The organism is Bradyrhizobium sp. McL0616, from assembly GCF_049993385.1.
Lineage (GTDB): Bacteria > Pseudomonadota > Alphaproteobacteria > Rhizobiales > Xanthobacteraceae > Bradyrhizobium.
In genome coordinates this window covers 4652243-4669622 of record NZ_CP188255.1, presented here as the reverse complement: position 1 = coordinate 4669622, position 17380 = coordinate 4652243, and the positions used below count along the sequence as shown (strand labels likewise).

The 17380-nt window shown below is 61.1% G+C and carries 15 protein-coding genes; 10 read left to right on the top strand and 5 right to left on the bottom strand.

Annotation, left to right across the window (positions count from 1 at the left end):
• Window positions 1–108: 108 nt before the first annotated feature.
• Window positions 109–2118 carry a S53 family peptidase gene (locus ACPPVR_RS22720; protein ID WP_426608811.1) on the bottom strand — a complete coding sequence of 670 codons (2010 nt, stop codon included), beginning with the start codon at window positions 2116–2118 and terminating at the stop codon, window positions 109–111.
• Between the two features lie 392 nt (window positions 2119–2510).
• Here ACPPVR_RS22720 and ACPPVR_RS22715 point away from each other — a divergent pair, with 392 nt between their 5' ends.
• The 4 genes from ACPPVR_RS22715 (at window position 2511) to ACPPVR_RS22700 (ending at window position 5631) form a co-directional block, all read left to right on the top strand.
• Window positions 2511–2972, top strand: coding sequence for a GrpB family protein (locus tag ACPPVR_RS22715; RefSeq protein ID WP_426616161.1), 462 nt, complete (start codon window positions 2511–2513; stop codon window positions 2970–2972).
• A gap of 98 nt (window positions 2973–3070) precedes the next feature.
• Window positions 3071–4066, top strand: coding sequence for a cupin-like domain-containing protein (locus tag ACPPVR_RS22710; protein ID WP_426608810.1), 996 nt, complete (start codon window positions 3071–3073; stop codon window positions 4064–4066).
• A gap of 152 nt (window positions 4067–4218) precedes the next feature.
• On the top strand, window positions 4219–4632 hold the full coding sequence (locus ACPPVR_RS22705) for a nuclear transport factor 2 family protein (RefSeq protein ID WP_426608809.1): 414 nt from the start codon (window positions 4219–4221) through the stop codon (window positions 4630–4632).
• A 192-nt stretch (window positions 4633–4824) separates the two neighbouring features.
• The gene (locus ACPPVR_RS22700; protein ID WP_426608808.1) at window positions 4825–5631 is read left to right on the top strand and encodes a hypothetical protein; all 807 of its coding nucleotides are present in this window, start codon (window positions 4825–4827) and stop codon (window positions 5629–5631) included.
• A 359-nt stretch (window positions 5632–5990) separates the two neighbouring features.
• Here ACPPVR_RS22700 and ACPPVR_RS22695 read toward each other — a convergent pair whose 3' ends face one another.
• Window positions 5991–7547: a winged helix-turn-helix domain-containing tetratricopeptide repeat protein gene (locus tag ACPPVR_RS22695; protein WP_426616160.1), complete on the bottom strand. Its 1557-nt coding sequence runs from the start codon at window positions 7545–7547 to the stop codon at window positions 5991–5993.
• A 416-nt stretch (window positions 7548–7963) separates the two neighbouring features.
• On the opposite strand from ACPPVR_RS22695, the gene ACPPVR_RS22690 reads away from it, so the two are divergent.
• Both ACPPVR_RS22690 and ACPPVR_RS22685 read left to right on the top strand, forming a co-directional pair.
• Complete coding sequence (locus ACPPVR_RS22690; protein WP_426608807.1) at window positions 7964–8977, top strand: methyltransferase; 1014 nt, start codon at window positions 7964–7966, stop codon at window positions 8975–8977.
• A gap of 85 nt (window positions 8978–9062) precedes the next feature.
• Complete coding sequence (locus tag ACPPVR_RS22685; protein WP_426608806.1) at window positions 9063–10397, top strand: MFS transporter; 1335 nt, start codon at window positions 9063–9065, stop codon at window positions 10395–10397.
• Between the two features lie 185 nt (window positions 10398–10582).
• On the opposite strand, the gene ACPPVR_RS22680 is transcribed toward ACPPVR_RS22685, so the two are convergent.
• Complete coding sequence (locus tag ACPPVR_RS22680) at window positions 10583–10864, bottom strand: hypothetical protein (RefSeq protein ID WP_426608805.1); 282 nt, start codon at window positions 10862–10864, stop codon at window positions 10583–10585.
• Between ACPPVR_RS22680 and ACPPVR_RS22675 the strand changes: the two genes are divergently transcribed.
• The 4 genes from ACPPVR_RS22675 (at window position 10863) to ACPPVR_RS22660 (ending at window position 15774) form a co-directional block, all read left to right on the top strand.
• Window positions 10863–11882: a TRAP transporter substrate-binding protein gene (locus ACPPVR_RS22675; protein ID WP_426608804.1), complete on the top strand. Its 1020-nt coding sequence runs from the start codon at window positions 10863–10865 to the stop codon at window positions 11880–11882. The genes ACPPVR_RS22680 and ACPPVR_RS22675 overlap by 2 nt on opposite strands.
• Window positions 11883–11906: 24 nt before the next feature.
• Window positions 11907–13790 (top strand): TRAP transporter large permease subunit, encoded by a 1884-nt coding sequence (locus ACPPVR_RS22670; protein WP_426608803.1) that lies wholly within the window; start codon window positions 11907–11909, stop codon window positions 13788–13790.
• An 18-nt stretch (window positions 13791–13808) separates the two neighbouring features.
• Window positions 13809–15452, top strand: coding sequence for an acyl-CoA synthetase (locus ACPPVR_RS22665; protein WP_426608802.1), 1644 nt, complete (start codon window positions 13809–13811; stop codon window positions 15450–15452).
• An 82-nt stretch (window positions 15453–15534) separates the two neighbouring features.
• Window positions 15535–15774 (top strand): hypothetical protein, encoded by a 240-nt coding sequence (locus tag ACPPVR_RS22660; protein WP_426608801.1) that lies wholly within the window; start codon window positions 15535–15537, stop codon window positions 15772–15774.
• Between the two features lie 6 nt (window positions 15775–15780).
• Here the strand turns inward: ACPPVR_RS22660 and ACPPVR_RS22655 are convergent, their stop codons facing one another.
• Together ACPPVR_RS22655 and ACPPVR_RS22650 are read right to left on the bottom strand one after the other, a co-directional pair.
• A complete protein-coding gene (locus ACPPVR_RS22655; RefSeq protein ID WP_426608800.1) occupies window positions 15781–16578 on the bottom strand; it encodes an MBL fold metallo-hydrolase in 798 nt (265 codons plus the stop codon).
• Between the two features lie 13 nt (window positions 16579–16591).
• Window positions 16592–17368 (bottom strand): TatD family hydrolase, encoded by a 777-nt coding sequence (locus ACPPVR_RS22650; RefSeq protein WP_426608799.1) that lies wholly within the window; start codon window positions 17366–17368, stop codon window positions 16592–16594.
• Between the last annotated feature and the right edge of the window lie 12 nt (window positions 17369–17380).

The following is a 17380-nucleotide window of genomic DNA, read 5'->3' as shown; positions in this document are numbered from 1 at the left end:
CCTTGGCTTTCCGAGCTCGCCCGGAGGCAGTTGCGATCGACAGCCCTACCTGCAAGCGCGGTGACGAGTTAAGGCCGAGGCACCGACTCGACCTGCGCCCGCCGTGCTTTAGGGCTTGTCCTTGCTGATCGCGACCGTGGCCACAAGCCCTGCCGCCGCGACCATTCCCATCACGGCCGCCAGACCAACGACGGCAACCAAGGCGACCGAGTTTGAACCGTTGAGGGCGCCGAGCAATGCTGCTGGCGAGGGCGGCGAAGCGATTGCCGGGGGCAAGGGTGCCGGCGTCGGTGCGGGGTACGGCAAGGGCGGGAACTCCATCGCTGTCGCCATGCCTCCGATGTCGCCCGTCGACCCGGTGGGATGCGGGGTCGGGGTCGGAGTGGGCGTCGGATGCGGCGTTGGCGTCGGATGAGGTGTCGGCGTCGGATGAGGTGTCGGCGTCGGATGCGGTGTGGGCGTCGGATGAGGTGTCGGCGTCGGATGCGGCGTGGGAGTCGGATGCGGCGTAGGAGTGGGCGGCGTAGATCCGAGAGCTGACAATAATGAACTTCCCCGCGGGCTTCCCAAGCCCGTGCATGGGTCCCACCCAGTTGCTGCTCGGTACAGACCTCCGGCTCCTTGACTGTCATTGTCACCCTGCGTCACGTCGTTGAAGCCCGCCGAGCTGACGCCGGCTCCATAGATCAGCGGGTTCAGAAATCCGACGGGCCGACCGAAGCTTTGGCCAAATCGCGCGATGAGTCCGGCCCAGAGCGGTGCGACAGCGCTCGTCCCGCCCACGACCGTATCGATGCCCTTCACCCTGATCCTGTATCCCGTTGCGGGATCTGCATCCCCCGCCACGTCCGGAACACCTCGACCGCCAGTAGGTCCGGCAGGCGGAGGCGGAACGGAAACGCTGGACTGATAGGACGGCTTGGCAAAGAACGCGCTGACCCCACCACCGGTACCTTGGCGCACCTGATTCCCATTGGCATCGGTCACGAGCGCGTTCCAAACAGTCTCGCTCGTAATCGTTCCCGCCGAGCCAATCAGCTTCGTGCCACCGCATCCGAGAGCATGAGGGGCGGACGCAGGAAAGTCGACTTGCAGCGCAGCTGTTCCATCGAACGATCCGTCATCGCCAGCCGCGACGCAGATGGGAATGCCAAGGTTGGCAGCGTCTTGAAACGCTTGTTCGAATGAATGCTTGAACTGGTCCGTGAAGGTGTTTTCCGGATGTCCCCAGCTGATCGAAATGGCGGTCGGCCGCGGGTTCGCCAAGATGGCCGTGTTCACGGCCTTAAGGAAGCTCTGATCGCTGTTCTGGGCGAAATACACGATCTGCTTCGCCTTTGGCGCAATCGCGCCCGCGACTTCTATGTCCAGGGCAACTTCACCGTCCGCATTCAATTCGGGATGCTGCGGAAGATGCTTGTTGATTTGATTGGTTTGTCCATCGATAAGAACAACATTGACGGTCGGAGAGATCAGCCCGAGACTCTGGAAATACGCGTCGAGATCGGATTGAACAAAACCGCCGTCGAGCTCGATAATCGCAATGACCTGACCCGAGCCGTCCAGGTTCTGAGGAAATTGGTATAGTTGCGCGATCGCCAGCGGAGACAGAGACTGCGCCACATCCGCAGCTCTGATCTTGTCCCTGTCCAAGGCAAAAAAATGCGGCTTCGCTGCGGGTCTGGTGTCAAGTCCGAGAACGGCTTGAACGACGGGAATGAGATCTTCTGGAACCGTGATGTTCCCGGTGCGATGCCGGAGTGTCTGGTCCTGGATTCTCGCGATTTCGAGCGTGACACCGAACGCCCTGCTGAGGTCGCCAATGGTGCCATGGAGTTCGATCGTACGCGCCGCGGGATTTTCGTTGCGGGCCTCGAGATTGTATTCACGGGCGAAATCACGGATCGCAAGGAAGTCCGCGGCGCTCGCGCCGTGGAGCTCGAAATAGTCGTGGCTTCTCTGGAAAGCGTTGTGAGGCGTAATCGGCAACGGCTCTTCCTTGCGCCGAACTACGACTGTGACATGAGCGATCTCTTGCGGATCAGCGGCCATAATTCGCTCATGACCGGGCAGGGGATCTCGAAAGCTTCCTGGTAAAATGACGCGCTGCTTCGCCATGTCGGTACCCCTACTTGAGACCTGCAAAGGTTTCAGAGTCGATCTGGAGACGCTTGACGGAATTCTATCGGGATGGGAGAAATAAACGGTTGGTAGAAAAGTTTAGTCGATACTACCCCATCCATCGACCCAAGACAACGCAGAATTCTCGGCGACGGCGCAGGACTTTGCTTTCCAAGGGCGACGCGTCCAGCCTGGCTGGCAGAATATTGAGACGACGGGCCACGTTTGCGCAACACGGCGTCCTGTTCGAATAGTCACGGTTCGATTGCGACGGCTCGATCGGAGTGCCGAGTACCGCTGTCCGGCCCGCAGACCTGAAGCAAGCGCGGGCGGAGTACACCGATGTGCAGACTGACCGGTTCTTGATCCGCTGTGTCGATCGGAAGCTGATGCGCACCGAGTGTCGCCGCATTCAGCGCCTCGTCGAGGCGATTGTGCGAGGCAAAGCCGTGATTGAGGTCGGGAGCACGGCCGTGCGCGGAGTTACCGGAAAGCAGGACCTCGACTTTGTCGTGCGCGTCGATGCCGTTGACTTCGCCGAGACGACCGGTACGCTCGACGGACATTTCAACCGGCGACGTCGCCGGCGCTCCAGGTCCGATCGCGCGGCCTTCGACATCCCGTCGAGGTTCGACGCAACGCTTCACGTGATTGTCGCGGGATCCTCCGATGACAATTTCGAAACGTTCACTCGAGCACTCCGCGACCACAGACACCTTCGGTTTGAATACAATGAACTGAAATTGAAGTGGCATGGTCAAGCAATGGAAGAATACAGACGGCGCAAGCGGCATTTTATCGAACGGGTGCTCGGATTGGCTCCCGCAGGTTGCAACCCGGACGGCGCGTGAGGGGTCATCGCGCGTCCGTTGGATGTCTCGCAGGAACGAAGCGGTCCGGGACAATTTTGCGGAAGGCGCGCGGATCGGCTCCAACAGGAAAACCGACGATGTCACCGACAACCACTCTTCCGGTCAGCTGGTCGAATTGGGTCACGGAAAATCTCTCTTTGGGGGTTCCAAGATCCGAGATTGCCGGCGTCCTTCGGGAAAATGGCTTCGACCTGGGCGCCGTCGATCAACTGGCCGCCGCTTCGCTGGCTTCGCGCGGCAGGGCAGATCGCAGAAGTCCCGAGCCTCCGAAAGGAAAAGTTCAGGATCTCATGGCCATCTATTCACAGTTGTGGCGCGCACGCGGGGCGGCCCACTGTGATCGGGTCGGCAATTTGTCGCCCGCGGATTTCTTCCGGTGGTACTATAGTCTGAACAATCCAGTGGTCGTCCTCGACGGAGCGGTCGGGTGGGCGGCCGTCGCGCGCTGGACCCCTGAGTACCTTGCGTCGCGCTGGGGCAACGAAAATGTCCAGGTCATGCGGAGACGAAACGAAGACCCCGACTATGAATTGAACTCAGAGCGCCACAAGACCAGAATGCCCCTCCGGGATTTCGTCAATCTCGTTCGCACCGCCGGCGAAACGAATGATTTTTACATGGTCGCTAACAACCGGTCCCTCGACCAGGGCAACATGCGGGCATTGCTCAGCGAGTTGAATCTCCCGGACGGTATCCTGGATCGCGCCAATGCCGAAAAGAGGATCTTCCTTTGGTTTGGTCCGGCGGGAACGATCACACCGCTTCATCATGACACATGCAACGTGTTGCTCGCGCAGGTTTACGGGAGAAAGCTTGTCACGCTGATACCGTCTTGGGAAACCCATCTGATGTACAACAGCATCGGGGTGTACAGCGAGGTCGATTGCGAGCATCCCGATCTTGAGAATTACCCACTTTTCCGGGAAACCTCGAGAATGCAGCTTGTCCTTGAACCGGGCCAGATGCTTTTCATTCCGGTGGGGTGGTGGCATCATGTTCGATCGCTCGATATCAGCATCAGCGTGTCTTTCACGAACTTCAAGGTCCAGAACGAGTACGCTTGGACGCCCTAAGTCATATCCGCCGAAAGGGCCTCCATACCGCGGCAGAACGCTAGGGACGACCCGACTATTCTCAACGTCGTCAACGACTTCGGCCATAGGCATCTTTTCCAGAAGACTCAATGGCATTCGACCTTGCGGCTTGGTCGGAGAGGAGCACCACGATGAAGATGCCCAGGAACGAGGCGCGCGCCTGGCAGGATCAACGCCGTGCCGTCGATCTGGTCTCGCTCTCGTCGCTCGAGGACGATTGGTTTTCCGAACGCATGCGAGGGATCGCAACGATCAGCGAAGACCTTATCGACGATTCCTATTTCGGATCGAACTCGGATGGAGACGTCCAGTCCAAGCCGCAATTCCTAGCTTCGATCGCGCGGAGCACTCCCAGTTTCGACCAGGGACATCAGAAGGATCGCGAGTTGCGGGTCTATCGCGACATCGCGATCTCGTCGGGTGTCGCCGAATTGAGTTCCGCGAAGCGAAATCACGCGTTCCGCTATGTTCGGATTTTCAAAAAAGCGCGGGGGAGCTGGAAGCTGATTTATTCTCAGTCGACCCGGATCGCGGGCCATGCCTAAAACAATCTTCGCGGTCCCCGATGTGGTATACCTGCAAGACATGCTGGCGTCGTATTTCCACGACGCGAACGCCGCTCTGCCGGGCTCAAATCCGCGCGGTTTGCAGCCGCTTCGTGCAGGCGAGTTCTGGCGATGAGGCCTTCGCTAGTCTGCATTGCCTCGGCCGCCAGCGGGGTTCGGCATCGGGTCGCGATGGCGTCCGCGGCAAAGTGCTTTGCCGATGCGCACGGTCTTTCCCTCTGGCTCATGTGGGGGGTGACCCGTGGGGTAGGGTATTGCAGATTCGAGGAACTTTTTGCTGCGGTGCCGGGTCTCAGAGTCTTCAACGTCTCCGAGGACCTTGTCGATCACGTGGCCGAGCTGGTCAGGCGGCGGTCCAAGGTCACGCTCGATGATCTCAGGCCGGTCTTGCCGCATTTCAAGGAGTTTGCTCCAGGGAGCCTCTTTTCATGGGATCTCAGGGACACTGGGGACTTGGCCCGGCGCGTCGCGCGAAACTGGGCGCAACTCTACTTCGCGCCCGCCGCGTCGTTGCGACGCCAGAGCGCGGACTATGTTCGACGGCACGGCCTGACCTCGCGACTGGGAATCCGTGTTCGTGTGACCGAGGTCTCGCAAGACAAACGGCGACCGCACAGGGAGCCGGCGGAGCTCGAGGAGACGGTCAAATCACTCATAGCGATCCCGTGGCACGTGCCGGTATTCGTCGTGACGGACTCGGAATTCGTTCAGCAGATGATGGCCTCGCATTTCGCGAATGCACGATCCATCTTCAAGGCATTCGAGACCAACGCCGAAGGAGGGCGTTTTGTAAAGCGCATGGACCGCAGCGCGATGATGACCTTCGTTAAGGAAGTGGACTGTCTGTGCCACTGTGGACTCATCGCCTCGATCGGCGGGTTCCTGAATCAAAACCATGTCAAGCATAAGATCTTGGCTGGGACCGGCGCTCCTACAGTCTGGAGGCGCTTCTTGCAGACCGCTCCATCTTCTTCCTGAGCCGAGCCAAGCCTCAACTCGATTGTCCGGGACCCTTCGACTTCGATAGCTTGCCGATCCGCCATATCGACGGGTAGGGCGGACCCGTCATGAGCGCTTCGCGGCTTACCGCAATGAGGCCAAAGCGCTCAGTGCCCATTGACGTGATACTTCTCACGCCATGACGCCGATGGGGGTCATTTCGATCAGCATTTACGGGGGATCGAACACTCTGAGCGGGGATCGCAGCGTTCGGCTCGATAAGAACGGGTTCGCGCACGGAGACTGTCACCCGGTCTTTCAGCGAGCCTCATTTTCCGGGGGGGGCATTTTGGTTCCGGCGAGTGGGGAATCCCTCCCTCTCCGGTACACGATTCGACTCATCCATCCGGTAAGCCGGCCATGCGCATACCCTCATATAAGCGCTCGCGCCTGGCAAGCCATGCTGGATTGTCGGATAGGAAGAGGGCACTGACCTCGTATCGACAAATGGTGAAGTCCGGATCGAGTGCCAGTCCCGCTTCGGCAATGGATCGTGCTTCCTTGAGGTCTCCCATCATGGCCAATGCGCCGGCCAAGTGAAAGTGGGCGAGCGCAAAATTGGGATTGGCCTCAATGCTCCCGCGAAGCCAGTCAAGTGCCTCGAGGTCTGCGTTGGTCAACATCAATTTAGCCATCCCGACAATCGTGAACCAAAGAAAGGCGCGTGTATCGCGCGGGGACAGTCGTAACGCCTCTTGAATATGTCCCTCGACTTCCGCGCCGCGCCCCAGCGCATGCTTCCCAAGGCCAATGAACCCATGCGCATCGGCCAAATTCCGATCGAGCGCCAGCGCCTGCCGACATTCAGCGATACCCTTGGCAGCGCGGTTGGTCCGAATTTGAACCGCGCCGAGAAGCATGTGGGCTCTGGGGTGATTGGGCGCACGCAACAATACCCTATTCAACGCGTTTTCCGCGGCCCTGAAACGCGCTGGTCCGTCATCGGCCATGGAGGAAGAACCAATTGCGAAATCGACGTGAGCCGCGGCAACCGCTGCTTCGATATGGTCTGGATCAAGCGCCAAGGCGCGCATGAAGAACCCCCTTGCTTGCGCCATAACCGCGGGCGTTATTCCCTTGTTCAGGATAGCCCTGCCCTGAAAATATAGATCCATGGCGTCCGGCCGGAGCGACCGTTCCGCACGTCGCGCTTCGGCCTTGATGAGTTCGGCGCTCAAGGTATTGGCGAGGCGGGATACGATCTCATCCTGCATATCCAGCAAGTCAGCTGCTGCCTTGTCGAAACGCTCGGCCCACACTTGGCCGCCGGTTGCCGTGTCGGTCAACTGGACGTTCAGGCGAAAGCGGTTGCTGGCGCGCTGCACCGAGCCCTCCAGCACGTAACGTACATTCAGTTCACGGCCGATCTCCCGCGCATCTACTGCTTTCCCTTTGAAGGTGAATGCGGTGTTGCGGCCGATGACGAACGCGCCGGCGATGCGCGACAGGTCCGTCGTGAGACTGTCGGTCACGCCATCGACGAAGTACTCCTGCTCCGGATTGTCGCCGAGGTTCGCAAACGGCAGGACAACTATGGACAGATGTGGCACCGCGGATGGAATCGACGCCTCTGGATCGGAAGCGGGTGCCGCCGCGATCGGAAGGTCCGCGTCATCAATCGGTTCTCCATTTATTGCCAGCATGTAGCCGCGGCGGGGCAGGGTCCTCAGGGCTGTCCTGCCCGCTTCACCGAGCGCGCGCCTGACGTCGCCGATGGCTTGGACGAGGGAATCTTCCGTGACCTCGCAGTCGGACCAGACCTCGTCCAGGATTTCGCCCTTGCCTACCAACTGTCCGGCTCGCGTCGCGAGCAGCCGCAGCACCGACCAAGCCTGAGGACGCAACGGCACGATGTCGCCGCGCCCGTCGAGCAGCAGTTCGCGGGTCAAGTCCACAGTCCGGTCGCCAATAACAATCGAAGGCTGCGATGATTTAAGCACGAACGCCTCGTGCGCCATTCCGGAAAAATATCGGCAAAATATCGGCCAAGTTTCGGGACGCAGTGTCGACTGTACAGCATCATCCTGTGGCGCGGGATAGCAAAACCGTCCCGAGACGAGATCCGCCAGCGGCAGCCAACGCCAGGCAGGCCTCCATGGTTTATTCGGCCATCTTTTGTTGCGCTAAGTGTTTCAGTTTTCATCCTTTATTCGGTTTCGGGAGCAGACAAGCAATGCGGCGCCGGCGTCACCGGCACCGAGATCAGGATCGGCCAAAGGATGCCGTAGAGCGGGCAGCTCTCCAACCTGAGCAGTTTTGGCCGGGCGGTGTTCGACCGGCGCCGGTGAACAACACGGGGAGGGAATGAGCGATGTCGTCTACCCAAGCATCAATCAAATTGTTGCGCCTTGTTCAGTCGCAGCGCGTGACCGCGGTCATCTATGTCGCCGCAAGGCTGGGTATTGCTGAACTCCTGCGTGATGGATCGCGTCCCCTTGGCGAACTCGTCGAGGCGACGGGTGCGAACAAGCAGGCGCTCGGCCGACTGTTGATTGCGCTTTCGACCATAGGCATTTGCACGGTCGTTGAAGAGCGATACGCATTGACCGAACTGGGTGCTTGCCTCGACGGGGCCGCAACGCAGTCCCTCAAGAACTGGACGATTTTTGAAGGCCAGTTCCTGGCCAATTCATGGACCGGGTTGCTGGACTCCATCGTGACAGGCAAGTCCGCCGCGCAACTGCTCGGCCTCGAAAACAGCTTCGATCTGATGGCACGCGATCCAGAAATGGTCGGCGTATTCAATGCCGCGATGACGGAGGGGAGCCGTCTAGCGATTCCGGATGTCCTGGGGGCCTACGACTTCGGTACGTTCGCTCATCTTATGGATGTCGGTGGCGGCTCCGGCGAACTCCTCGGCGCCATAGCCGGGCAATATCCACATATCCGAGGGACCATTTTCGACCTTCCGCGCTGCGCCGAATCCGCGACTGGCCACCTGATGCGGACCGGGCTCAGTAACCGCGTCAAATTCATGGCCGGCGATTTCTTCCAGACGATTCCATCGATCGCGGATGGCATCGTCATGAAGAACATCATTCACGATTGGAGCGATGAGCGCAGCCTGGCTATCCTTACAAACTGTCGAAGAGCGCTTCCGGAAGGTGGTGCGCTGCTATTGGTCGAACGGATCATGCCGGAATTCCCGAACGTTAGCGATGAGCACAAGGAACAGACGTTGTCCGATCTGCTCATGCTGCGCGGGCCCGGCGGTCTTGAAAGAACCGAAAAGAAGTACGCCTCGCTGTTTCGTGAATCTGGTTTTACTCACACCGCAACTTACCCGGCCGAACGTCTTAGCGTCATCGAGGCAAGGGCCGGCTAAGCTTTCGAAGGCAGACTATCACTCCCGCGCAATGGAGCAGCGTCGCAGGACGTCATAGGCAAAGCATACTTTTGAAGGAATGAGAATGCATCTGCCCGCTGCAAGCGAGACATCGCCGCCCGCACTGGAGAACCCCGTTTACGAGGCGGTCTTCGCGAAAGTCGACTGGCGCCTCATACCGCTGCTGCTGATCGCCAGTATGGTCGCCTTTCTCGACCGCATCAATATCGGCTTTGCACAGCTTCAGATGAAGCAGACATTGCCGTTTGATGATGCAGTCTACGCGCTCGGCGCAGGCATCTTTTTCGTCGGATATTTCCTGTTTGAGGTGCCTAGCAATCTTCTTCTGGAGAGGATCGGCGCGCGCAAGACCCTGTTGCGGATCATGGTGCTCTGGGGACTCGCGGCGATCGCCACGATGTTCGTATCGACGCCGCTAGAGTTCTACGCGGCCCGGTTCTTTCTTGGTGTCTTTGAGGCCGGCTTCGCCCCGGGCGTGCTTCTGTACTTGACTTACTGGTATCCGTCGGTGAGGCGCGGGCAGGTGATCGCGATCCTAACGTCGGCGCCGCCCCTCGTGATGTTCATCGCAGGTCCTTTGTGTGGTTCGATCCTGAAGTATCTCGATGGCGTCAGTGGACTTTACGGTTGGCAATGGCTCTTTTTGATCCAGGGGCTGCCTGCGCCGGTCCTCGGTGTTCTCCTGTACTACCTGCTCAAGGACAAGCCGTCCCAAGCCGCATGGCTCTCGAAGGAGGAGAGGGCGCAGCTCGACGATGCTTTGCAGCATGACGAAGAGAACATCGTGAAGACGACCTCGGGGACGTTCGGGCAATTGCTGCGAGATCCGAAGGTCTACCTGCTATCGCTGGTCTGTTTCCTTCTGCTGGGCGCCAACTACACTATGGTGTTCTGGATGCCGACCCTGATCAATAGCTGGGGCGTGAAGGATCCACTCATGGTCGGCGTCTATCACGCAATATCTAACGCTGCGGGCATCATCTGCATGGTCCTGATCGGTCGTCATTCGGACAAGTGGCATGAGCGCCGATGGCACTATGCAAGTTGCGTGACGATTGCCGCCGGAGGCTTGTTCCTCCTCATGTTGCATCCGGGCACTCTGATTGGTTCGATCCTGGCACTCTCCGTCGCGGTCATCGGGTTTGTGTCGGCGCCACCGCTCTTCTATACGCTGACCAGCGAGTATCTCTCTGCCGGCTCAGCGGCCGGCGGACTTGCCCTCATCACCAGTCTCGGAAACCTCGGTCCGGCGGTAAGCCCATCGATCACCGGGTTCGTCGTGCGGAATGCCGGCGACAACTTCTATGGCATGTACTTCGTCATGGCGCTGTACTTACTCTCCGGCGCGCTCTTGCTGCTGAGCATGCGGGCCGCAGCGACCCCGAAATGGCATCCCTGACCCATAACCGACCAAACCTCACCCGCGACACCAGGCCCAGGCGGTGAGGCCGCTTGTCGTAGGGGGGCAGACTCAAAATAGCTGAAAACAGACTCAGATAAGGAGAAAAGGTTCATGACGCCCCGATCTGCACAGCCACAGGTCTGATTCGCATAAGGTATATTATGGAATATATTTATATCTAATTAGATCAGATATTTAGGTGGAACTCCTGCCATCCCGGCTTCGCGTCCAGCCCCGTTCGTCTTGACCATCGGGCTCCCACCCAGCCCCTTGACCGCTACTGTGCATGGGGTTGTTTTCGCGTTTTTTATTGCGAGCGCCGTCGCGCCGAAAGCCGATATTGCCGCGCCGTTGTCCGGCTGCAATAAGCGAGGCTTCGCGAGATCGCAGATGACCTTCAGGCCGTCCGTCCGTATAGGTTTGCGTCTCACAACAAAAACAAACGTTTGAGGAAGCAGACCCATGAGTTTCTCCCGCCGCACGCTTCTCAAGGCCTCCGCCGCGACCGCCGTCTTCGGCGGCGTCAGCGCGCCCTATGTGGCCCGTGCCCAGGCCGCCGAGTTCTCCTACAAGTTCGCCAACAATCTGCCGGAGTCGCATCCGTTCGTGGCGCGCGCCCGTGAGATGGCAGCTGCCATCAAGACCGAGACCAATGGCCGGTTCGACCTCCAGGTGTTCCCGAACAGCCAGCTCGGCTCCGACACCGACATGCTGAGCCAAGTGCGCTCTGGCGGCGTCGAGTTCTTCACGTTGTCCGGCCTGATCCTGGCAACCCTGGTGCCGGCGGCCTCGATCAACGGCATCGGGTTTGCGTTCCCGGACTATCCAACGGTCTGGAAGGCCATGGACGGCGACCTCGGCGCCTATGTGCGCGGCGAGATCAACAAGGCCGGCCTCGAGGTCATGGACAAGATCTGGGACAACGGCTTCCGCCAGACCACGTCCTCGACCAAGCCGATCAACGGCCCGGATGACTTCAAGGGCTTCAAGATCCGCGTGCCGGTGTCGCCGCTGTGGACCTCGATGTTCAAGGCGTTCGATGCCTCGCCCGCCTCGATCAATTTCGCCGAGGTCTATTCGGCGCTCCAGACCAAGATCGTCGAAGGCCAGGAGAACCCGCTGGCGCTGATCTCGACGGCGAAGCTCTATGAGGTTCAGAAATACTGCTCGATGACGAACCACATGTGGGACGGCTTCTGGTTCCTGATGAACCGCCGCGCCTGGCAGGCGCTGCCGGAAGACATCCGCACCATCGTCGCCAAGAACGTCAACGCCGCCGCCGTCAAGGAGCGCGAGGACACCGAGAAGCTCAATATCAGCGTTAGGCAGGAACTTGCCGGCAAGGGCCTCACGTTCAACCAGCCCGAGGTCGGGCCGTTCCGCGACAAGCTGCGCGCCGCCGGCTTCTACAATGAGTGGAAGGGCAAGTACGGCGACAAGGCCTGGGATCTGCTGGAAAAGTCTGTCGGCAAGCTGTCGTAACGCGCGAGCAATAGGGGCCCTGCCATGGCTCATGTCGACATGACGCCAGCCGTGGCCGGCGAGGTGGCAACACCCCCTCGCCGCAGGCCCGTGCTCGGGTCCATCGAGCTTGCGCTGAAATGGCTGGTGGAGATCCCGGCGGCGATCCTGGTCGTCGCCGAGATCGTGATCCTGTTCGCCGGCGTGGTCTCGCGCTACGTGCTGCATGCGCCGCTGGTGTGGTCCGACGAGCTGGCCTCGATGCTGTTCCTGTGGTTGGCGATGCTGGGCTCGGCGGTCGCATTTCGCCGCAACGAGCACATGCGGATGACGGCGCTGGTCGCCAGCGCAGGCCCGAGGCTCTGGGCTTATCTGGACGTGTTCGCGACCTGTGCTGCGCTGGCGTTCCTGCTGCTGATCGTCCATCCGGCCTATGAATACGCCTACGAAGAGAGCTTCATCACCACGCCGGCACTGCAGATTTCCAACACCTGGCGCGCCGCGGCGCTGCCGGTCGGCATCTGCCTGATGGTGCTGTTCGCGCTGCTGCGGCTGCTCCGCGCCGGCGATCTCAAGACGCTGCTGGCGGCCGTGGCGACAGTCGCGATCCTGATCGGGCTGTTCTGGTTCGCGCAGCCGCTGCTCAAGCCGCTCGGCAACATCAACCTCATCATCTTCTTCGTCGGCGTGGTCGGCTTCTGCGTGTTTGCGGGCGTCCCGATCGCGTTCGCCTTTGGCCTAGCGATCTTCGGCTATCTGGCGCTGACCACGCGGACGCCGCTGATGGTGTTGGTCGGGCGCATGGACGAGGGCATGAGCCATCTGATCCTGCTCTCGGTGCCGCTGTTCGTATTCTTAGGGCTCCTGATTGAAATGACCGGCATGGCGCGGGCCATGGTGGCGTTTCTGTCGAGCCTGCTCGGCCATGTCCGCGGCGGTCTGCATTACGTGCTGGTCGGCGCGATGTACCTGGTCTCCGGCATCTCCGGCGCCAAGGCTGCCGACATGGCGGCCGTTGCGCCGGTGCTGTTCCCGGAAATGAAGCAACGTGGCGCCCGCCCCGGCGATCTCGTGGCGTTGCTGGCTGCGACCGGCGCTCAGACCGAAACCATTCCGCCGAGTCTGGTGCTGATTACCATCGGCTCGGTCACGGGCGTCTCGATCTCGGCGCTGTTCACCGGCGGTCTTCTGCCTGGCGTCGTGCTGGCGCTGACGCTGTCGGGGCTGGTCTGGTGGCGCTATCGCGGCGAGGACCTCAGCCATGTCCGTCGTGCCACGTCGGGCGAGATCGGCCGCGCGTTCGTGGTCTCCATCCCTGCCCTGACCCTGCCCTTCGTGATCCGGTACGCGGTCGTCGAAGGCATTGCGACCGCCACGGAAGTCTCGACCATCGGCATCGTCTACGCGCTTGTGATCGGGCTCCTGATCTACCGCCAGTTCGACTGGCGGCGGCTGTTGCCGATGCTGATCGAGACCGCGTGCCTGTCCGGCGCGATCCTGCTGATCATTGGCACCGCGACCGGCATGGCCTGGGGCCTGACCCAATCCGGCTTCTCGCGGGCGCTCGCGGCCTCCATGACCGGCCTGCCCGGCGGCTCCGCGACCTTCATCGCGGTCTCGATCCTGGCCTTCGTGGTGCTCGGCAGCGTGCTGGAAGGCATTCCGGCGATCGTGCTGTTCGGACCGCTGCTGTTTCCGATCGCGCGCCTTGTCGGGGTGCACGAGGTGCACTACGCCATGATCATCATTCTGGCGATGGGTATCGGGCTATTCGCCCCGCCCTTCGGCGTCGGTTATTATGCGGCTTGCGCCATCGGAAAGGTCGATCCGGCCGAAGGCATCAGGCCGATCTGGGGCTATCTGCTGGCGCTGCTGGTGGGATTGATCGTCGTCGCGGTCTTTCCGTGGATCTCGATCGGATTCCTGTGAGGGCGAAGGAGGGTGTCGATGAGTGAGAGCCAGTACAATATCGGCTTGGACAAGACGCCCGCCAATTACGTGCCGCTAAGCCCGCTGAGCTTCCTGGCGCGCAGCGCCGACGTCTATCCCGATCACGTCAGCACGCTCTATGAAGGCCGCAGCTTCACCTGGGCTCAGACCTACGCGCGCTGCAGGCGCTTTGCGTCGTACCTTGCCAGCAAGGGCATCCGCGTCGGCGATACTGTCGCAGCGATGCTGCCGAACATCCCGGCGATGAACGAGGCGCATTTCGCGGTGCCCATGACGGGCGCCGTGATCAATGCGCTCAACATCCGTCTCGATGCGCCCTCGATCGCGTTTCAACTCGACCATGGCGGAGCGAAGATCATTCTGGTCGATCCCGAATTTTCGACCGTGATTACCGACGCGCTCGCGCAGATGAGCGGGCCAAAGCCGTTCGTGATCGACGTCGACGATGCCGCGTTCAAGGGCGGCAAGCGCATCGGCGAGATCGAATATGAGGCGGCCGTCGCGCAAGGCGATCCGAATTTCACGGCGGTCCCACTCAGCGACGAATGGGATGCTATCGCGCTGAGCTACACCTCGGGCACGACAGGCAATCCCAAGGGCGTCGTCACCCATCATCGCGGCGCGTATCTGAACGCCGTCAGCAACATCCTTGCAGGCCAACTCGGCCAGCATCCGGTCTATCTCTGGACCTTGCCGATGTTCCACTGCAACGGCTGGTGCTTTCCCTGGACCATCGCGGCGGCCGCCGGCATCAATGTCTGCCTGCGCAAGGTCGAGCCGACCAAAATCTTCGAGCTGATCAAGGCGCACGGAGTCACCCACATGTGTGGCGCGCCGATCGTCTACAACACGCTGATCAATGCGCCGGACGCGCCAAAAGGAAATGCCGCTCGCCGCGTCGTCGGCCTGATCGCCGGCGCCGCTCCGCCGGTCGCGGTGCTCGAAGGCGCCGAAAACATCGGCATCAAGCTCACGCATGTCTATGGCCTGACCGAGGTCTACGGCCCCGCTTCGGTCTGCGCCGAGCAGCCCGGCTGGGACGAGCTCCCGGCCGCCGAGCGCGCCCGCATGAAGCGCCGGCAGGGCGTGCCCTACCCGCTCGAGGAAGGCGTCACCGTCATCAATCCGCAGACCATGCAGGAGGTGCCGCGCGACGGCGAGACCATCGGCGAGGTCATGTTCCGCGGCAACATCGTGATGAAGGGCTATCTCAAGAACGAGAAAGCGACCAAGGAAGCTTTCGAAGGCGGCTGGTTTCACACCGGCGATCTCGGCGTGCTCGACGAGCACGGCTACGTCATCATCAAGGACCGCTCCAAGGACATCATCATCTCCGGCGGCGAGAACATCTCCTCCGTCGAGGTCGAGGACATCCTCTACAAGCACCCCGCCGTGCTGTTCGCTGCCGTCGTCGCAAAGCCGGATCCGAAATGGGGCGAAGTGCCCTGCGCCTTCGTCGAATTGAAGGAGGGCGCCAGTGCGACCGAGGCCGACATCATCGCCTTCTGCCGCTCGCATATGAGCGGCTTCAAGACACCGAAGGCCGTCGTGTTCGGACCGATCCCGAAGACGTCCACGGGCAAGATCCAGAAATTCCTGCTGCGCAACGAAGTGGGATCAGCGAAGGCGATTACAGCCTGAGCTCGTCCCGGCCGCAGACACATTTAGAAACATAGGCCGCATCGTCCTGACACCGATTGTACGGGTTGGCGGCCTCCTCGACTTGCGCGGCCGTCTCGCCTGGGCGCACGATTTCAGCGCGACGCAATCGATGCCGGCGGTGTTCCAGGCCGTATCCCCTCAAGGCTTCGTCGTCGGTAGCACGGCGCTTGCGCCGAACTCGGCGTATCGCTCGAGCTCCGAGCCATCAACGGATGGGTCCGCAGCAGCAAATTTCGACAGCGAACTGTCGAGCCTCGTGCGCTCCTATACCGGCAAGGCCATCTTGCGCTACGCTTGGTAGGTGCTTTCAGCGCGTCTCCAGCCGCATTCCGTCATAGGCCGGCACCACGCCTGATGGCAGTGATTGCCTGATCACTTCATAATCGACGTCGGCCGTCATGTTGGTGATGACGGCGCGCTTCGGCTTGAAGCGTTCGATCCAGGACAGCGCGTCGTTGATGCTGAAATGGCTGGGATGGCCGGTGTAGCGCAGGCCGTCGACGATCCAGAGATCGAGATTTTCCAGCGCACTCCAGCTCTCGCGCGGGATGTCGTTGAGGTCGGGCGTGTAGGCGGCGTTGCCAATGCGGTAGCCGAGCGCGGGGATTTGGCCGTGCTCGACCAGGAAGGCGGTCATGGTCACGTCCCCGCCCTTGCCGCTGATGGTCTGGCTCTCTCCCGCCTCGATCGAGTGATGGCTCAGGATCGGCGGATAGTCGCTGCCCTCCGGCGAGATGAAGCAATAGGAGAACCGCGCCATGATGTCGTCGGCGGTCGACCGGTTCAAGTAAACGGGAATACGCTTGCGCATGTGGATCACGACCGAGCGCAAATCGTCCATGCCGTGGGTCTGGTCGGCATGCTGATGCGTCAGGAACACCGCGTCGATGTGGTCGACATCTGTCGAGATCAACTGCTCACGCAGGTCCGGTGAGGTGTCGATCACGATGCGCGTGGTGCCGTGGCCTGACGTCTGTTCGACCAGCAGCGAGCAGCGGCGGCGGCGGTTCTTTGGATTGTTGGGATCGCAGGCGCCCCAGCCGAGTGCCGGGCGCGGCACGCCGGCGGAGGAGCCACAGCCCAGGATCGTCAGCGTCAGCGTCATGCGGCTCCCAACCTCAAGCTTTCACCTTGGAGAACAGGCGGAAGAAGTTTTCGCTGGTCTGGCGCGAAATCTCATCGAGCGACACGCCGCGCGTCTCGGCCAGTACCTTGGCGACCTCGACCACATAGGCCGGCTCGTTGCGTTTGCCCCGGAACTTGCCGGGCGCAAGATAGGGCGAGTCTGTTTCAACCAGAATACGGTCGGCCGGCAGTTCGGCCGCGAGCGCGCGCAGGGCCTCCGACTTCTTGAAGGTCAAGATGCCGGTGAAGCCGATGTAGAGCCCGAGCGATACCGCCTTGAGCGCCAGCCCGCGCCCGCCCGTGTAACAATGCAGCACCGCGCGAAACGATCCCTTGGCCGTCTCCTCTTCCAGAATGCGAGCGCAATCCTCATCCGCCTCACGGGTGTGGATTACGAGCGGCAGGCCGGTCGCGCGTGCCGCCGCAATGTGGGCGCGAAAGCCCCTCGCCTGCGCCTCCGGCGAGCCGTCGTCGTAGAAATAATCGAGCCCGGCTTCGCCGAGCGCGACGACCTTCGGATGCTGCGTCAGCGCGACCAGCTCGTCCGGCGCGATGCCGTCCTCCTCATCCGCGTTGTGCGGATGGGTGCCGACCGAGCAATAGACGTCGTCATAGCGCTCCGCGATCGCTAGCAGGCCGTCCAGTCGCCGCACCCGCGTCGAGATCGTGACCATGCGGCCAATTCCCGCTGCCCGCGCGCGCGATACGATTCCGTCGAGATCCTCCGCAAAGTCCGGAAAATCCAGATGGCAATGGCTGTCGACCAGCATCGTACGAGCGCC